Origin of the sequence: Bifidobacterium hapali, assembly GCF_002259755.1 — a bacterium.
Lineage (GTDB): Bacteria > Actinomycetota > Actinomycetes > Actinomycetales > Bifidobacteriaceae > Bifidobacterium > Bifidobacterium hapali.
Genome location: NZ_MWWY01000049.1, coordinates 1 through 19343 on the forward strand (window position 1 = coordinate 1; position 19343 = coordinate 19343).

Below are 19343 nucleotides of genomic sequence, written 5' to 3' on the forward strand. Positions count from 1 at the left end.
CGCGTCGTGCAGGAACAACGCGTTCGCGAACTTCTCCAGGGCGCAGGCGCTGATCGAGTCCCGCCTGCCGTTGCGCATCCGCTCCTACGACTCGGACAACGGCAGCGAGTTCATCAACCGGGACCTGATCGCGTGGCTGCACGAGCGCGACATCGAGCAGACCAGAAGCCGCCCGTACAGGAAGAACGACCAGGCCACCGTCGAGTCCAGGAACAACCACGTCGTGCGCCGCCACGCGTTCTACTACCGGTACACCGCCGACGAGCTCGACCTGCTCAACGAGCTGTGGGAACTGGTGCGTGTCAAGGCCAACCTGTTCACCCCGTCCAAGAAACCCATCGCGCGCGAAAGCACACGGGACGGACGCCCCCGCCGCGTCTACGACAGGCCGCGCACACCATGGGAGCGGCTCAAGGAGTTCGACGACCAAGATAGGGCCGCGGGCGGCCCCGGCTTCATCCCCGACGACAAGCGCGAGGAGATCGAACGCACGCTCGCGACCGTGAACCCCGCCGAACTCGTCCGCCGCATCCACGACATCCAAGACCGGCTCGAGGACATGGCCGCCCCGCGCACCGCGCGGCTGGCCAGACGCTCGGGCCCGGACATGGCATACTTGAACAAGACGCTCGCCCGGATCGCGGGCGTCGAACCGGAAGACAACGAAACCCCACCAGCCGATAAGGACTAGGATATCGCGCTCACCCTAAGTGAGGCACCACTCCGGATTACGCGCTCACTTTCAAATGAGGCACCTCGATTGGTATGACAAGTAGTTTGTTATCTTGCATGAAACTCGTATGATCAGAGGAATATTTCCAAGATAATCTAGTGTAACGCAGCCTGTAGTAGTCGCATTATCGTCGGTGTTCATGATTATTAATAACTCATGACCGATCTTGATGATGTTATGCATGGGTAGGGGAGGTGTATTGATTCAGATTATTATTCGAATTGTTTAACAAATCTGCTACAAGATTAAGTATTTGTGTTTTGATGCTTTTAATGTTTTTGGTGTCTATCGCTGCAATCATTGGTTTAAGAGTTCCGATTTCTTTGTAGTAAGATAACGTGTCATCCGTCCAAGTCAGACCACATGCTGGGCATTCTAGAATTTTAGTGCTAAGACGTTTACCGTTCTTGTAATTAAGATATGTAATTAACGTAGAAGAACTGTTGTTAGGTTCTCCGAGCCAAGCAGTAGCTATTCCGTTGTATTGTTCTGTCATAAAGCATGGGAATTCGCATATGGGGCACTGGTCTATGGTTGTTTTTTGTGATGCATGCTTTTCTGATTTATTATCTTCTAGGAAATGGTAGTTTGCGGATTTTATATTACCTATTTTATCAATATATTTCCTTTGAAAATCTATTGTATCTTTTATAGAGTTAAAGTCATTTTTATTGCTCGCTATTTGTATTTTGAGTAGCTCAACCATCGCTGAATTATTATAGAAATCAGCGTTAAATAAACTCTGGTACTCAAGTGAGCTAGGAGTAAAATTATTTCGTATGTAATCACGAAAAACGCAGTATTGTGCAATAGTGTAATTAGGATCATTTACAAGATGATTCCTATGAACAACATCATTGCGGGCGGCTAATAGGTTTTTCATTATCATGCCGATGCCAGAGTCAGTGGAAGAATTATTGAACCATATTTGCATTACTGTATGCAGTAAAGTCCCTGCATTATCGGCTTGTATATTGATAAGATTTTCTATATTGATCGTGCCGTTTACGAGATTGGTTAAAGTCTGTCTATCAGCTCTTTGTTTTTTCTTTGATTTCCCTTGAATCAGATCTATTGGATTGTACAGAATAATAGTGCCATAAATAAACATTTCAATGCATGCTCCTGCAGAGTAGCATGCATCATATCCAGTTATTTCTGGATTCTGCGCTTCGAAGCGTTGTTTCGTATAAGTATTGACCTTGGCTGCATGCCAGTGTGCCCCTTCAAAGAAGTGTCTGGCAAATAATTCTTGAGGTCTTCCAATGCAATTCATATCGCTCCAATGTTAGAAGATATTCAGTTGTGTTTTTATCTATTAAAATCACTTTCCGTTTTCGGCGGTTATCGGCTACTTGCTGCGTAAGTGTTCTTTAACCATCTTTGGCTTAACAGCATATTCATCATCCTGCCGGCTATCATCCGCCTCATGTCCCCACGATGATAATCGTCGTAGCCTGACGCCACTTTTAAACAGTATTATTCATCCATTTTAAAGGTGCGTCGGAATCGTAACGTTCTCAACGCACCCTTTCATCTTACTGTCAATCGGTATCAGACAGAAGTTACCATGCTGTCGATATTGTCGGTGTTGCGATTACATTCGCATTATTGATTTCTGTCCACAAGTCCACATCAGTGGATGCTGTCTGCAAGCTCATGATGAGAGAATAATGAACTCCGACATTGCTTTGGTCAAATTGAGGTCGTTCTTTCCACCAACCATTTGTCGGCATTATTGCAACAGCATTAGTCTGTGCAATATCGATAGCCGGTCCCTCCCATATGCATGAACGAATCGAACCAGGCTCGCGTTCCTGTCTATCAGACAGGATGAAGTGTGCGGAATCTCGTTCAGCAATGGACTCCATTCCCCGTCTTTCAACGTTTTCATTCAGACGTCTTCTGAATTGATACATCGTTTCATTTCGACGTTGCAGCGCAAAATGGAGGCCAAACGAAGGATAAGTGTATCGACCATTCCAACCGCGTCTACTGGGGTTCGGCTCAATGAAATACGATAAAGTCAAGCGCAGCTGAACCTGTTGATTCCCAAGTGCTTCCAACGCAGTTTTCGGCCAAGGTAGCTGGTGAATATTCATTTCCCGTGATATATAGTTTGTGCCATTTGAGCTTTTCCGATAAGGATGGATCACGCTCTCAGTAACTAATGTCGTTGCATTGGAAGCACTGTACAAAGCGCGTTCAATATCAGGGATTCCCATGCCATAGCGACGGAGGCACGTTTCAGAATCCTCGTCGAATTGCTTACGCATTTCATCAGTCCATTCTGCAGAGTGAACAATCAATGCGCGTACAGTTTCCGGACGAAGCTTAGGATATTTGGCTTGAATCTGCGCGGCAATGGCAGCCACCTGAGCTGTGGCAGCAGAAGTATCCTTCGTAACAGTGAACAAGCCGTTTCCAGCTGAAAAGAACCTAGTCGTCAAAATCCCTAGCTCTGGAATAAAATCTGGTGTTCCTCCGGGCTGGGCAACATAATTACCGCCAGAAGCGACAACGTCTGGTTTGATCGGCCACTTATTCCGATCAAACATCACAGAAGTACGACTGGTAGCCAGCAAATCTCCGGACGGTGACAAAGGACTGTATCCTTTATAACAGTCGTCTCGTCTAATCGGGATTCTATCGTCATTCGCGTAAGCGCCAACAGTGAGTGCATTCCATGATTGAGCTGGATCTCCAACGGGTTCAGTATCCGATTCGCTATGCGGATCGTCAGTCTGATAATCATCACGCATGATATTAAGGTTCCCCGCAGAGATCACAAACAGGCGCGGATGTCTCTCCTTAGGCTCACGCGACAAGACAGCAAAATGTTCGTCGTTATCTGCATATTGGATTGATTGCCCAAAACTGAGCGCATCAATCGCAGAAGACCATGAAGTCGGCTGTCCAGCGCTGTAATCAGGTTCTTCATGCTCCGAACTAGTAACAGCCATCATATACGTGCGTCGGTGGTTAGACTGAGTGTGTTGTTCGACCACACTGGCTGCCGAAGCAGTAATATCCGCATAATGAGCGGGTTTATTCTGCCCTCTTACCGGTAAGATGCGGACCGACTCCAGACGGTGATTAAGCGGGATAGGACCACTGGACTGCACAATTTTACCCAAGTCTCCATAAAGGGCAAGACCAGCCATTTCGGTACCGTGAGCATCTTCGCCTTGCGCATATCGTGGAGGACTCGGACTCCAATTTAGATCATTAGAATCCGAGTAAGCTGACAACACATCGTTTGCATCCAAAGAATCTCTAAGCAGAGGATGCTCTCGTTGAACGCCTTTATCTAATATGCACACCGTAGGTGCATTATTGCTAGCCGGCATTACACGAGATAACACATCATCGGCCCATTCTTTTTGCTCTTTTGGCTCTAAATTCTCAATGAATTCTGCGGTATCGTGCGGCTTCCTCAACTCCGCAAGAATGCCAAGCAAACTGCTAGCTTGATCGAGCTGTTGAGCTGTGGCCTCAACCAGAATCACTGACCGGTCAGCAAATCCAAGATAGTGCCCACTAGTCTGAAGCCCATTCTGATCGACGAATTTCTTAAAGCGTTCGACTGTGTCTCGCTTTGCGTTGATGAGCCAAACCTCCCACCAGTATTTCTGGTCCTCATTAGATGGAAATTCTGTAAAAACGTCAGTCCATAAATCGCGCGCTCTGGCGGAACGTATAGATGCGATGCGATCCACAAGATTGGCATTCGCTGGTTTGTTGTTACTTTCGTCGAGCGCTGTTTGCACATACGACCGCAGTTTCTTGCCGATATAATCCTTTCGGTTTGAGGGGATATATACATTGGCATGTAACGTTTTCTGCGCATCTTTTTCAGTGCCAGATACAGTGAAGTAGGATGACAGCAGCTGTACTTGTCCGGCTTCTGCACGTTCCAAAGATTGCAAGGGCATATCTTCATCTGGCTGAGATGAGAACAACATGCGAAACCCGTCATCAGTATGATCTCGCTGTTCCTCGAGCGCCTTTTCATAGGCTTGGATCAGTGTTTTGCCATGCGAAACCCGGTTTTCAGGAATCGAATATTCCTTCTCGCTCGAGCCAGCATTTCGCGGACGGAAATCTTCGGATTGTGGCCGCGAATGTACGATGATGTGATCTTTGTGGGTTGTTGCCGGCATCTTTTCCTCTTTACTTTATATAACGCGTCGCAATAGAATGTCGACGATCTAAAGCCTTCAGCAAATCGTCTGTAGTTACTTTCTCGCGTCCGGAAAGTAATGTGTCTTTAGCTGCATCTTCGGCTGCCATACAGATTTCGGCAGGACTAAGATCCTTCGCCCTATCACTAACTTTCGTCCAAGCAATACGAGACAGAGTAGCTCCAATAAGACGGTTCCTTATCAAATGTTCGATGCCCTTGGCGTCAGGCAATCCGTATTCGATAATTAAATCAAAACGACGGAAAATGGCAGAATCTAGCAGTTGAGGATTATTCGTCGCAGCAAGAATAATGCTCTCGGACGTCTCTTCCTCTAGGAATTGCAGGAAGGAACTTAAGACGCGACGCATTTCGCCTACATCATTCTCTGCAGTGCGTTTAACCGCCAGTGCGTCCACTTCATCGAAGAAATACACTCCACGGGAAGTTACAGCAAAATCGAAGATAGATTTTAACTTGGCTGCAGTTTCTCCCATATACTTCGAAATCACCGTCTCCAAGCGGACCGTATACAATGGCAGTCCCAATTCACCTGCGATAACCCGTGCTGTACTGGTTTTTCCTGTGCCAGGCGCTCCGATCAGCAAGACATGTGAATCAGGATGAAGCCCTTGAATCTTGAGATTATCTCGTTGGCGTTGCTCCAACAGCAACCGCTCTATAGCATGTTTGACGTGGTCTGATAAAACGAGATCTGATAAGCGTGCATTCGGGAAAGACATGGCAACATATCCGGAGATACTACCTAACGAGGCTTGAGTTGCGTTCGTATTGACAGCAAGCCTTGTATTCTTTCCGGAATTGCTGCGCATTGTATTAACAAGCTGCTTGAGTTCGGAAGCGAATCGGCTTTGTCCGCTACGCGCAGCTTGAGCGGCAAGCTGGAGCGACACTGAGGTGAAACGCTTGTCGTCTCCCTCAGCGTGACTTTCGAGCAAAGCCCGAATTTGTTCTTGCGTTGCCATAACCGTTCCTTCTACCAGATAACATGCGAGCATGCTCCAGTAGCACATACTGAAGCAGACGATATCATAGTTTATTTTCAGGTTTGTCAAATTCTACCCTTTAGCAGGCATATTCCTGCATGGTGTGGCGCTGCATGGTGTGGCGCATAGCGAAGAGCAAATTGAGTGTTTGATGGTGTGTGGTTTCAGGTTATTGTCGGTGATGGTCGGAGGCATTGCGGTTGTGGGGCGGGCGTTAAGTTTCACTGGTGAATCGCGGTGGTTGACCAATCGGTTCTAGAATCGCGTAGTTTTGTATGTGTTCAATTGGATGTTGAGGTTGTAGTCATGTAGTTTTTTCGGGTTTAGGCAGAAAGGCATGCCGACCACCCGTGGGCCTTAGCCTGATGGTGCTTCGAATCCATTCGGGAAAGGTCCGGAAAGGCAATGATCAGCATGCCCAAAATCCAGTCTATCCGTATGCGGCGCAGGAATGGCGAGTCCATCGCGTCGATCGCGCGTAGCGAGCAGGTCAGCGAGCCGACGGTGCGCAAGTTCTGAGGGTCGACGATTTGTCGGCTGTGTGTGTTCAATTGAAATTGGGCCGTGTGAGCGTGTGGATAGTGTCCATGTGAGCGGCAGGTTTTAGTCCACTTCAGCGTGTAATGAGAAGATGAACATCGGCCCGATCGATGGCAACTACTACCTCACCTCGCCGGTTCCTCGTGTGTGTGCGGCTGGACGTTGGACGTCGGGTTACGCACGTTCGACGTGACGATACGCAAGATGGGCGTACTTGCGCCAGACTGCCACACGTGTACGGGGGCACTCCGGTCACGGTCGCAACCCTGCCACGCTCCTGCCCACACTGAGCCGCAAGACCCGCGCATGAGACGATACCACCTAGCAATTCAGGATCATTTATTAAGAGCGCTTAACTCACGAATATGTCTCGAAGAAGTGGTGATTTCATTGAATCTTCACGTCCCCGTGAAGGCATATTTCCGTTTATGCAATTAGGATGCCTCGTCAATGAGCTGAGCTATCGATTTGCCACAGTGGCGACATTCTCCATTCGTCAGGGAATCCCATGTCGGACTTCGGAATCTGAGGGTACCTATCCATGAGGGAGATGAATTTCTCCGTCCATGCGGGTCCGTCGATCCGGGACGTCAGGTAGTTCTCCATGGTGAGGAACGCAGCGGGGCCGGAAGACCTGCGGAAGATATCCCAATCATTGCCCCACCAATCCTTTGCATGGGATCCGCTGCGATGCTTCGGCAGTTTCGGCGCGATACGGGTGCTGGTTTCGTTCCAGAAGCGATCGTGATGCGCGGTCATGTTCCGGGCCTGTCGGATAGTCTCAAGCCAATTGGAGAGGATTTTGGCGTCGCCGCGTACGGCGGGATTCGGGTTGGGGTTGAAGATATGCAGCTTGGTGGCCAGCTTTCTCTTGATATAGTCTGGCGCGCCTTGGTAGAAGTTCTCCTTGAGTGTTCCATAGCTCAAGCATCCGACGATCATCCAGTACGGAGGCAACGGATTGCTGTAGGTGCTACGGAAATGCTTGAGGTATGGAAGATTCGATTTGGTGAATGTCGGACGCAACGAGGAAAGGCAAGCCAGATGGTCGTCATAGCTCAACCCCGGGAGTCCTTCCCGTGTCATGTAGCCGAATTCGCCGCCGAATACCGATAGCTCATAGGCGAGGAAGCTTTTGAGATAGATCTCGATGGTGACGATTCCGTCGAATACCAGCATCCGCAGTTCCGAACCGTTGCGAAGAATAATGTCAGCGCCATATTTGCCTGGAGCTAGCCATACTGATATTTTGTCAGATTGACTATGCACATAAGCTCGTTTAGCAATCGCAAAAGACTGTTTTGCGATTTCATTAGACTTCGCCGCAGTGCAAGTGGCAGATATAGCTGCATAAACGGTTGCTATAGCAATGATTATATTGATGAATGCTTCTATAATATCTACACATGACATTTGAATTTTCTTTCAATACAATTGTGCTGCCTAATGCAAATACTTACAATGACTGCGAAAAACTGACCTCTCAAACTATCGAAAGATCTTGATTGTTTCCATATTAAAGAAATTATATGGTATCTTTTAAATAAGGTTAATTAATCATCTTTGTAGATTATTGATTCGATCTCGAAGAGATAAAGTTTGTGTTCGAAGGGTGGAAAAGAATGTAATAGCGTTACTAATGCTTGTTGTCACTGGCAACAGTGGTCTTACGAGATTCCCGAACATATTCATTATAGAAATGGTTTGATAAATTTCATCTGGAATAGTAAATGATTGAATTAGTTGATCAAGATTATTCTTCATCGCATTTATCTGTTGATTACGCAATGCACCCGATGGCATAGACTCAATCTGATCAGTATATAGTTTTAAAGCAATGTAATACTGATTCCAAATTTCTGAAATATGTTCTATACTTGCGTCAAGCGTATGGATGTCTTTTTGTGATTCGGTAGTAATGCGATTACTCCAATTCACTAAATCGGTGGCAGATGGATTTTTCGGAACTTGATTATCTTTTAATCGGTTGAGGAGGTTATTTAATGATTGTGTGAAGTCGGTTACGTACGCGCTCATATTGGCAGCTGATTTTTCAGCTTCTGATAGTGATGAAAGATAATCTTTTCCCACTTCTTTATTGGAATTGTCGACGCTTGTTACCTTGTCGATTTGTGAATTTTGCTCTTTGATGGTAACTTGAAGCTTAGATGCTATCTCTGCTAGTCTTTTTTTATAGTTGGGAGTATCAGATGGCTCATATGCCAAATCCTCAACAGAAATAAACTGACGTTCTCGGATGATATTTCGTACTGGATCTTGACCTTTATCTGGAAGGTTGTCGAGGTTCTGCCAAATCATAGATAAAATTTTATTTCCATGATTTGAGCTAGTGCGTGCGTTGAAGTCAAGTAATTCCTTTCGGCACGCGTCACTTTTCAGATACATTGGAGTTACCGCTGCAAGAAGAATATTAGCTTTTGAAATGTTTGTATTTAGCGTTTTTTGCCAATTCTCGCCCCAATGAATATCTGTATCAACAAATAGATGTAGTTTTCTGCCAGTTTGATATTCATATGCTTTGACTAGATTTTGCGCCATTTCAATAATGGCGTTATTGAGATAATCGTTATCTTGGTGGCGATAGCTTAAAAAGATATTAGCATCATAATCTAGTTCAGACATAATATTTATTCGATCGTTTTGAGACATTGCAATCGCTTTAGTAGAGATGACTGTATTGCCAGTATGATTGATAGCTGGAGGGACATTGAATCCGTCACTGTCCCACAGTGTGGAAACAGGAATTGCCCACATATCATCGCTAAACTTGACAATATTTGACCCACAGTACACAACATAACCACGTTTGAAGCGGTTATCTTTTGCGCGTAATTGGGCTAATCCTGCAAAATCATTGCGATCGACCGTACTATTTGATTTAACTTCAATCCCAATGAGTTCGTGATCTTTGAGTAATACAAGGTCAACTTCTTTAGGCTTTGAACCACTTTCTCTCCAGTAGAACGCTTCTGGTTGATTGTTAGCCCACTGTGTTTCGGGCACAATCTGATTGATTACATATGATTCGAATACCTGTCCAAACAATGCATGGTCTTGATCTAAGTCTTTCCCACTACGTAAAAATGTCGCAATCGAAAACGAAGTATCTAGCGGATGCACTTTTGATCGTGCAAGGACCTGACGATTGGCTGTTGTTTTCAGATTCGGTAAGGTATGAATAAGAAAACGGTTAGCGAAGATGCTGACATAACGTTCTACAGTGCGTGCATCTATGTGCACAAGATCTGCAGTTCGTTTGAGGTTAAGAATACCTCCAGGTGTTGCCAACAATTCCTGCAATACAGACTGTGCAATTGATCGGTCAAGATATTCGTCTGGCAGAATAGTGTCCCCAAGTACATTATTAAGATCATCTCGAATTTTCAGTTGACGTTCTGACTGAGTGATGAAAGCATTATCCACAATGTAAGAGGGGAATCCTCCAATCTCTATGTAGAGTTTGAGATCAGATAATGATGTTGCAGAACGATATTCCAAATTCGGAATGTATGACCATAATTTATCTACAATACTTACCGATGCATTGCCATAAAACTCATTTCGAGTGAGTGGGCTTAGGGTAAATCTTCGTGACCGCCGGGTCAGTGGATCTTGTCCGTCCAGTCCGTTGCGCGTAATGGACGCAGAACCGGTAAGTATGAACTGTGTAGACATATCTGTAGTACTATCCACTATACCTTTGATCGCAAGTGGAAGACCGCTAATGCGTTGAGCTTCGTCAATAATTGTGCCAGACGGCAATGAACTTAGCCAGTCGCGCAAATGGTGCTTTGCATAACGATATGTGCTTTCGTCTGCCAAGGATTCGTAATGAAATTCTGGCAGCTCTCGTTGAACAAGCATAGTTTTGCCAACTGCTCGTGCCCCTTCGAGTACGAGCACTTTCGCTCGCGTTTGTTTGAGTATTTGTGCCAATGGCCTGGAAATATATGATGCCATAGTTGAATAATATATCATTCATCGAAGAAAAACAGCATTCGATGTACTATTTTTATTACATTGAGTGTTGGTTATAGTCTAGTGATGTCTTAGCATTCTTACTAGCGCCTTTGCATAGCGCTAGCGAACATATCGCCTTTCGTAAAGATGCAGGACACTCCGTACATCTAGTGTCTGCAATGGAATAATGCACTAAATATGGTATCTAAAATATGATGTCTATTCGGGTTCATCCGTGAACAGGTTGCCAATCTCCGCCACATGTCCGCCGTAAATATGCGTGGCTCTGAGTAAAAACTTCCCAACGTTCACAACGGCCCACTTTCAATTGAACACGCGCAAGCGGTAGCCGGTCAAAGCCAATCTGATTGACACTCGGGAATATACAGGCAGCGAGCCGATGCTCCCCACACTACCCACGGACACTGCCGAACCTGCGGAAAAGCACTACCAAACCGAAGGGTGGGAAAGAATGTGATACTGAATTCAGACAGTGACGCGACTTGTGTGGCCGACTCCAGTTGGGATGGTGTGAGCGTGTACAGGTTCACGAAATTCGTTGCCTGTTCCCGCGAGGTAGCGGCACGTCGACCGGAAGAGCTCCTTGACTGCGTATTACACATCTTTTGAGAACCACTGTAAGACTTTGCTGCTTTGTCTGGAAATGCCATCGCGAATACGATGTATGAGTTCAATCTTGTCTTCTTGCCCATCCGTCGTCAACTTCGACAGATCGGCCAACGCTTCAGCCGATGACTGAAGAAACGCAGGAAGCGTACGGATGGAGAGATCAATCAGAGCATGTGAGAGCATACTCCAGTCATCATGACCGAGACATGATTCAGCAAATCGACGCCAATGGCGCAAATCGATGCGTTCCCATGAGTACTCGTTCCCGATGCTCATAGCCAGCTTGCGTTCTCTGCGCGCTGTATCGTATGCAAACATTGATGCCAAGTCATATAGAGGTGCCAATCGCGGCAGTTGACCAACCGGTTCTAGAATCGCGTAGTTTTTTGCGTGAGCATCCGATCCGGCAATCAAATAGTTGAAGACCAACGCTCGGAAAAAGAATTCGACATCATCTTCGGGGAACCCATTGTTCCGCAGAAAATCTACAATATCCACGGCTCCTGGGCCGCCATCAGATTGGTACTTATGGCTGGTCATTACACTCATGGCTTGGCACATATCCTCTTGGTGAATTCGTGTCACTGATACTGGAACAGAATGATCATCAATCCGGCGATCCCAACGGGTGCTTACGATCGCAGGTACCTGACCAAACATTTGATAGTTTGATTGCGCCACTGGCAGGGAGAGTCTCTCCGCTGTTTTCATGCATAGGTATTCGTTAAATGCCTGTTCTTTCAAGCCGCGAATCCCCGGTTTGATGATATGGGTAGTGGCTGCAGTACCTTCAACTTCGTACCACTGACCGCCAGTGAATCTGAGCGCGATTTTATCCTGAGCCCCGTTTAATGACCAATGTTCCCCATAGCTCTGCCAAGTCGATTGCCTGTTGCTTGTGATGTTCGTTAAACGCAATCCAATTTGTTCTTCACTAATGGGAATAATGCGTTCCTCTAAATAGTCTTTCTCATGCCGGTGGGGATCAACGAATTGAACACCTCCTCCACAGTCGAGACCAACGGCGGTCAGTAGAGAAAACGGATTGCGGGCATTGACGCCATATGTACGCGCGATGTGTTGTCTAATGGCGGAGTCATCAGGTAATATGCCGTCGATGTAGGCTTCGACAGGAGTTCCCTCCCACGGAGTAATCCGCCGGGGCATTGATAATGACAACTGTGCAGCGCTTGGGGTGAGCAAGTCATAAGTAAAGGTATGTTTGCCCGTTTCAGTCTCCTGCAATACGCCGATGTGGCAATCCTCAAGCAGCACGTCAAGCGTTTTGATCTTGTTCATGTTGAGGCTCCCTGTTTTCTTCTCCGGACATGGGATCGTTTTCTTGAGGGCTGGCGGATATGTCTGCCATCGCGATACGAGATAGATCAAGGTTATTTAACGCTCGAATGTACGATTCGCCAAATAGCGACTTCGCATCGCCCCACTGTTGTACCAAATGAGATATAGATTTCGAGTCGATGGTAGGAGGAATGATCCTTGATATTTCCTTCAGAGTCTCCTGCCAATCTGCGCTGGACAGTAATCCTTTTGTCCCGTATGACGGGAAAGGAGGAGTGTTGTTTTTCTTCGTCGATTGCTGTGCGGTGGCGTCGTCGACAACGGGAGATTCAATCTCGGCGGAAGTGTCATCTCTGTCCTGTTTTTCGGCGATCTGGTTTTGTGAAGATTGATCATAAGTATCGGTTATCATCTCATCTGGAACGTCATACGATACGCTGGGAGTGACACCAAGGAGTCTACACAGTGTGAAAATCCTGTTGATGCTCGCATTTCGAAGTTTTCCCTGCTCAAATTGATTGATCCAAGGGCGGCTTACTCCTGCCTTTTCGGCCAATTCGGCCTGCGTTATCCCCCTGGCTGTGCGAGCGTCTCGCAGACTGACGGCCAACTGCCGCACTGAACGAATATCACTCGTGATTTTCATACCAGTCCTTACGTTAGGAATACCTAACATTATATTTAATGTTATCTAATTCTAACATAGTGGCTGGCTGTAGTCTTTTGAGAGTCGAAGTGGCTTGTTCGCATGGGGTGGCTGACCCGAGGAACAGCCGGCTCCGGTCTTTTCGGACTTTCACCACGCGTCGGGCCTGGCGGTTACGTCTTTGTTCATTGGGACTCCTACTAGTTTGTTGTCATTGCAAGAAAATATTCAGACATTCTGGTATTGCCGCGATGGTTGACCAGCCCTTCGGATTCCATTCGTTTCAATAGTCGCAGGGTGGTTGCGTAGCTTTTGCCGTAATGTTTGGCGATCTGTGGCACGGATGCTGAGCCTCCCAAAAGTTGAAGGATTTGGATGATGCGGTCGGAATTTGACTGTGCAACAGTATGCTCATTGGATTCTCGATTCTTCTTGTTGAGTGGTCCATAAACATTTTTGCCGTAGGACATCACTGCATTCAGCGATAACAGGTCGTGCAGCGATAAAGACACGCGCTCCTGATCAAGACTTGTCCGCCTAGTGAGTTCTTCCTCGTTCATCATCCCGTATTGGTGCAATGCTGCAAGCGTGATCAACGATTCAGCTGGCAGCGGTGCTCCGCGTTTCGTGGAGAGGTCGTTGACTAGGTGCACGAATGGTTCGTCCACGGTAGCGTTACGCAGGAACAGAACAACCTCTTCGGAAGTGGATTGAGAATAATCAGGCAGAGGGCGACCCGAGGCAACTGTTCTTGCGAAAATGCGGTCGATGCCGCGGCCTGTGCGTTCGACGTATCCGCAGCGTTTCAGGATATCCGCCAGCCGTGGATTCCGTGGTGTCGGCGAAACGGTGAGCAGGTTGTTGAAATTGACTCCTCGCATGAACCCACCCGGATTGGCTATGGTGAGTCCGATTTCGTCTAGCTGGAATCGTACTGGTGCCATGATGGTGTAATCTCGGTGACAGAACGCGTTGGCCACGGCCTCGCGGAATGCTCCGTTGTCGTAGGTGTTGTAGTTGGCATGCTGGGTTCCTAGCATGATTTCTGTTTGCATGTTCCACGGGGTGAGAAGTTCCTCGATACGTCGAAACATACGAACCAGAGGCATTCTCAGTCGCTCGTCCACAACTGGAGAGCCATCTCGCATGACCTGAAATGTCGTTACTGCGGTCGGCACTCGATGCATGAGTGCCTGTTTGGTGCCGATCATCACGATTCCGGCAATCGTCGGTACGGTGTCACCGTCCCGGGTTTGACTGGTTGTCAATCCCAAGGCTCCATCGAAGTCGACATCAGACAGAGACAGTATCTCGTCATCTGCGTGCGTTCTGGCTATTCCTTCCCTGAGCATGTCTCTGGCTTGTGAATCAAGGTCCGACAATGCCGCTTCGGGAGCCGGTTGCGCGCTGTAGTCGTAGCTGCCTATCGACGAGAGGCGGGAAACAAATTCATATGGATACATGGTGACGACTTCAGGCTCTCCGTCCGCTTTCAGTACGCGATGAACGACCCTGCCGTTCTTCATACAGGTTAGTTGAGAGGAGTCGTCCACGCTGACGGCGACCACGAAAAGATCGTCACTGGTCAGTATGGTGGGGCGCACGGCGAAGAGCAAACTGAATGTTTGATGGTGTGTGGTTTCGGGTTATTGTCGGTGATGGTTGATGCATTGCGGTTGTGGGGTGGATGTTGAGTTTCACTGGTGAATCTGTGATATTATTTATATATATTTATAAGTATTTATAAGTATTTATAAGTATTTATGTGGAGAATAATGACGGGAAACTATACTTTGCGAGCGCTTAACCCGTTTATGCCTGGTGTCGGGTTACAGCCGCCTGAACTTGCAGGTCGTATGAAAGAGATTGAGCTCATGGATGGTATGGTAGCTCGCACTAAACTTGCACGTCTTGACCGTGGGCTTATTCTGTATGGTCTTAGGGGAATTGGTAAGACTGTGCTTCTTCTTCATATGAAGGGAATCGCTGATAGACAGCATATGGCTACTTTTAAAATAGAAGCAACGAAGAATGCGGAGAGAGCGTATGATGAGTTGTTTCGTGGCTTGCCGCTTGCGATTGCGCGTATAGGGAAGCCTGATTTGCGTCAGCGTCTTATGAATGCATTTTCTAGTGTGGAATCTATATCGTTTGAATTTCTTGGGGTTAAAGCATTGGCTGAACGGTCTGCAGCGTCGTATGTGACTGAATCGTACAAGCTTCAGTTGCTTATAGAGCGAATGTGTGAAGAATTAAAGAAAGATAATCTTGGATTGTATCTGTTCATTGATGAGCTGCAAGAAATGGCATCTGAACCATTAGGTGATTTAATTACCATGCAGCATGAAATGGGACAGGAGAATTTACCGTTTTACATTATTGGCGCTGGCTTGCCTGATTTACCGGGTGTACTTGCTAAATCGCGGTCATATGCTGAGCGTCTTTTTGAATATCGTCATATTGGCAGATTGTCTCAAGAAGATACTGAAGATGGTTTTCAAAAACCTGCAAAGGCAAATGGTCGTCCTTTTGATGATGCTTCCCTTGAGAAACTTGTTAATCTTTCTAAAGGGTACCCATATTTTATTCAGGCGTATGGGGCTGCAGCATGGAACGAGTCGGATTCTAATCCGATACATGCGGATGCCGTAACGCGAGGTATTCCAGAGGCACTGCACATGCTTGATGAAGGATTGTATATATCGAGATGGCAGCGTTCTACGCCTGCAGGTCGAGCTTATCTTCGTTTTATGGCCGAGTATGATGAGGGTCCAATATCTACGTCATTGATTGCGAGTAGTTTCCAGAAGCCTGGTACTGCTTCTACTGCAAGAGCCGCTTTAATGGAACTTGGTCTTATTTATTCTCCAGAACACGGCAAAGTGGCATTTTCAATACCTGGAATGGGCGAGTTCATTCGGCGAGTGGAACCAGCAGAAGATCAAACTTATGATGAGCGGCGATGAATGGATTGGGTGTGATGGTATCGTTGGTTAGTCGACGGTAATAATGCCGAGCATAACCTGCGATGAACCTTGACTTTCGAGTAATCGCCGTTAGGATGTGGATCGGGGCGCACCCTAGGTTCCACATGCACTACACGCCCACGTCGAGCTCATGGCTCAACCAGGTGGAGCACACTGGTTCGGGACCTCGACCGGGATGCGGTCCAATCTCGGTTTTTGGGTTCTTCACAAGCACGATGCGTTCGAAATGCAACATGCACCGCTGATAACGGGCCTCCGGCAACAGCTCGTTCACGGCGGCCAGCCGACCAGATACATGTCGATCAACGTTCCTCAACACTCCTGCGGACCATACGATTCAGGGTGATCTCCAACATGGCCTGATCAACCTGTAGAATCTGCTGTGACATGGCTTCGTGTCCTCTTTCCAATCGCGATTTGTTTTGTTCGGCGACAGAAAATCGTACACAGGACACGAGCCAGCCCTTTCATCTCAAGCCCAAACCAAAGTGCGCAAAATTTCGGGCCTACAGCTATTTAACATCAATAGCGCAAGCAGATACATCCTTTGTGACGGCTGAATCAAGCCAACCCATCGGAGTCTGATCAATTCCTAAGTCAGAAATTGATTTGGTAGAAGTTGTCACATCGAATGAGTACGTAACTGATTGACCAGGAGCGATCTTGGCGATACTTGCATATATAGCCTTGCCATTAAGCGATTCTTTACGGTTATCAGAAACTTCGCCAGTTCCAGTGGCTGTGACAGTGGCGATATCACCACCAGCAGGAGCATATATCAACACCTTCTCGTATCCATAAGAAGCAATATCTTTAACAACACCGGTGATGTATTCCGGAAGAGAATACCAATCATTAGTGTTAAGCGTATTCGTCAACGTATATTTAACATGATAGGACTGTGAACCAGTAATATCACAACCTGTACGTGTAATCTTCGATGTACGATGAATATACCATCCCATTTTCGAGGGATTTTGCTCAGTAACATAGACACCAATCTTTGGATTTTCTTCACTGTTCGGAGTTTCAGCAGTGAATCCAGCGTTTCTGTAGGCTGCCTCAATATTCTCATCAAACGAATACATGGAAAAATGTCGATCTCCAGACATCGCACTCATTGTTTCGCCTAATTTCATAAGCTTGTTGAAATCGATGTTTGTAAACATTGTGCCGAGCGTCTGCTCAGCGATCTGCTGAAAGTATGCATCAGTTTGCTGATCTGAATACTCCTTGTAAACAGTATTAAGCAAAAACTCAGCTGTATTGTCACCATTGAGCACTCGTCCATCAGACAAGGTGATATTTCCCGTAACTTTTACGAGCTCCTGTAAAAATACAGGATCAGCCAACATCACACCATCCAACTGCTGATTGGCACCCCACGGAGTACGCTGCCAAATAGCACGCATCCCTTCAGCAACACGAGATGAATCTGGATACACGGCAAGATCACGTATATCAAATGACATATGCAATGGTCCCCATGTATTGAAAATACGGTATTCATCATCGGTTGGATCACCCGTACCATACGCGAGGTAGTCAGAATTCGAACGAAAATCACCAACCGTAATTTTGCCGTTATCAGTAGTGACGACACCAACCGAGCCAATAAGACCTCCGCTGGAACGTTCCTCTGAGGTGGTCATCAACATTAAAGCATATGTGCGAGGCTGATCGGAACCAAGAAAATCAGGTAAAATCTGGAACGTCCTAGACAACTGATTCACCTTATCAGCCAGTTTTGTTAACTGTACGGCACCAGACTCGTATGCACTTCTGACTAACTCAACATGCGGTGCAGGCAATGCAAGATAAACTTCTACCTGTTTCTGTAGTGATTCGTTTGCGGTTTTAAGATCCTTCTGCGCCTCGATAATCGGTTGAACGTTGAGGCTTCCCTCACCATTGCTCAAATTAGTATTCTTAATTGTAGAGAGCAGCTTCATAAACTTTGGCAAAGAGTCTTCCATCAGTGCGTTTAACACCATCGTCATACCCTGCACTGCAGAAATATCATCGCCATATTTTGGTATCTTTGTAGCTGCATCCCATAAATTGTTATGAGCAATTTCTACAGCTTTGGCAGTTTCTTGTTGCGCTTGTGAAATTTGTTTGTTAGTGGCATCTACATCATTGAGGCTATTCAAATCAGAAACACCTTTTAAGAGAGATAATGCATTCTCCTCATGTTCCTTTACCTGCCTAGCCTGCGTATAAAATTGGTAGCCGAAAACACCGGAAACGCCGCCAAACACTGCAAGGGCTACGAATACTAGTGTCAATGCCCAAGGCCATATGCGACGCTGAGGAGTATGTTTTCTTGATTTATGGCTTGCAACAACATGTCTACTCATCAATACTCCTGAATACCTACTCGAACATATTCAATGTGATATCGCTTTGATGATTCTACGCCGACAGACAATGTTACATCACGCTCTTCTATATCGTTTTCACTGCATTGATTCATTTTAGTGGATGATGACGTTTTCTCGGACTTTGTCGTCTGAATGGTCGTTCAGAATGTATTTCGGGGGTGGTGACGTTTTGTTGGACTTCGTTGTCTGAATGGTCGTTCAGAACGATATCACATGTGTTCAGGCGACGAGCCCGAGCTGGATGCGCTTGTCCATGATGCTCATCCCGTATTCGAGTTTGATGCGCTTGTCCCGGTACCAGACCATGTACTCGTCCAGCATCGCAATGAACTCGTCGATCGTGACGCCCTGGAAGCTCCTCTTGTGGAAGAACTCTTGCTTGAGCCGGCCGAAGAACCCCTCGGCGGCGGCGTTGTCCGGACTGCAGCCCTTCGCGCTCATCGACCTCGTCAATCCATGATCCGTGCAGATGCGAATCCATTCAGGCCACCGGTAGTGGCATCCCCGGTCGGAGTGGATGACGGGCGTCTGACCGGGTCGGAGCGTGGCGCACGCGTCCTCGAGCATCCCGTTGGCCAATGCGGCGTTGGGGCTGGTGCCGATCGTCCAGGCGACCGGCATGCCGTCGTAGCAGTCGATCACCGGCGACAGGTACACCTTGCCCGCGGGGATCGAGAACTCGGTGATGTCGGTGACCCACAGCTCATTCGGATTCGCGGCGTGAAAGTCGCGGTTGACGAGATTGGCCGGCGCGCCGCCGATCTCTCCCTTGTACGAGCTGTAGCGCTTCGCGCTCTTGAACACCGGCACCATGCCATGGCGGGTCATCAGCCGCATGACGCGCTTCGCGGAGACGACGATGCCCGCGCTCCTGAGTTCGAGGTGGATGCGCTTGTACCCATAACGGCGTTTACTGTTCTCGAACGCCTCGCGCACCAATGCGAGCAGGCCCC

The 19343-nt window shown here is 47.2% G+C and carries 11 protein-coding genes and 1 pseudogene; 2 read left to right on the top strand and 10 right to left on the bottom strand.

What is annotated here, in order from left to right; translation table 11 throughout:
* Positions 1-691: pseudogene (locus BHAP_RS10745) on the top strand (DDE-type integrase/transposase/recombinase); the annotation flags it as partial.
* 217 nt (positions 692-908) lie between these two features.
* On the opposite strand, the gene BHAP_RS10750 reads toward BHAP_RS10745, so the two are convergent.
* From BHAP_RS10750 to BHAP_RS10785, 8 genes are all read right to left on the bottom strand, one after another.
* Positions 909-2009 (bottom strand): hypothetical protein, encoded by a 1101-nt coding sequence (locus BHAP_RS10750; protein ID WP_143248802.1) that lies wholly within the window; start codon positions 2007-2009, stop codon positions 909-911.
* A gap of 289 nt (positions 2010-2298) precedes the next feature.
* On the bottom strand, positions 2299-4896 hold the full coding sequence (locus tag BHAP_RS10755) for a S8 family peptidase (protein WP_094730671.1): 2598 nt from the start codon (positions 4894-4896) through the stop codon (positions 2299-2301).
* Positions 4897-4906: 10 nt separating this feature from the next.
* Entirely contained in the window at positions 4907-5902 is a 996-nt protein-coding gene (locus BHAP_RS10760; RefSeq protein WP_094730672.1) for an AAA family ATPase, read from the bottom strand.
* Positions 5903-6910: 1008 nt separating this feature from the next.
* Entirely contained in the window at positions 6911-7876 is a 966-nt protein-coding gene (locus tag BHAP_RS10765) for an Abi family protein (protein WP_094730673.1), read from the bottom strand.
* A 144-nt stretch (positions 7877-8020) separates the two neighbouring features.
* Positions 8021-10444, bottom strand: a complete 2424-nt coding sequence (locus BHAP_RS10770) for a DUF4143 domain-containing protein (RefSeq protein WP_094730674.1) — start codon at positions 10442-10444, stop codon at positions 8021-8023.
* 615 nt (positions 10445-11059) lie between these two features.
* Entirely contained in the window at positions 11060-12373 is a 1314-nt protein-coding gene (locus BHAP_RS10775) for a type II toxin-antitoxin system HipA family toxin (protein ID WP_094730675.1), read from the bottom strand.
* Positions 12351-13019, bottom strand: coding sequence for a helix-turn-helix domain-containing protein (locus BHAP_RS10780; protein ID WP_158216481.1), 669 nt, complete (start codon positions 13017-13019; stop codon positions 12351-12353). The genes BHAP_RS10775 and BHAP_RS10780 overlap by 23 nt, the downstream gene beginning before the upstream one ends.
* Before the next feature lie 200 nt (positions 13020-13219).
* Entirely contained in the window at positions 13220-14635 is a 1416-nt protein-coding gene (locus tag BHAP_RS10785; RefSeq protein WP_143248803.1) for an ATP-binding protein, read from the bottom strand.
* Positions 14636-14794: 159 nt separating this feature from the next.
* Between BHAP_RS10785 and BHAP_RS10790 the strand changes: the two genes are divergently transcribed.
* Positions 14795-15985, top strand: a complete 1191-nt coding sequence (locus BHAP_RS10790; protein ID WP_094730678.1) for an ATP-binding protein — start codon at positions 14795-14797, stop codon at positions 15983-15985.
* Positions 15986-16518: 533 nt separating this feature from the next.
* On the opposite strand, the gene BHAP_RS10795 is transcribed toward BHAP_RS10790, so the two are convergent.
* Both BHAP_RS10795 and BHAP_RS10800 read right to left on the bottom strand, forming a co-directional pair.
* Positions 16519-18366, bottom strand: coding sequence for a DUF4012 domain-containing protein (locus tag BHAP_RS10795; RefSeq protein WP_094730679.1), 1848 nt, complete (start codon positions 18364-18366; stop codon positions 16519-16521).
* Between the two features lie 243 nt (positions 18367-18609).
* Positions 18610-19343, bottom strand: a 734-nt coding sequence (locus BHAP_RS10800) for an IS3 family transposase (protein WP_143248804.1), incomplete at its 5' end; no start/stop codon positions are given.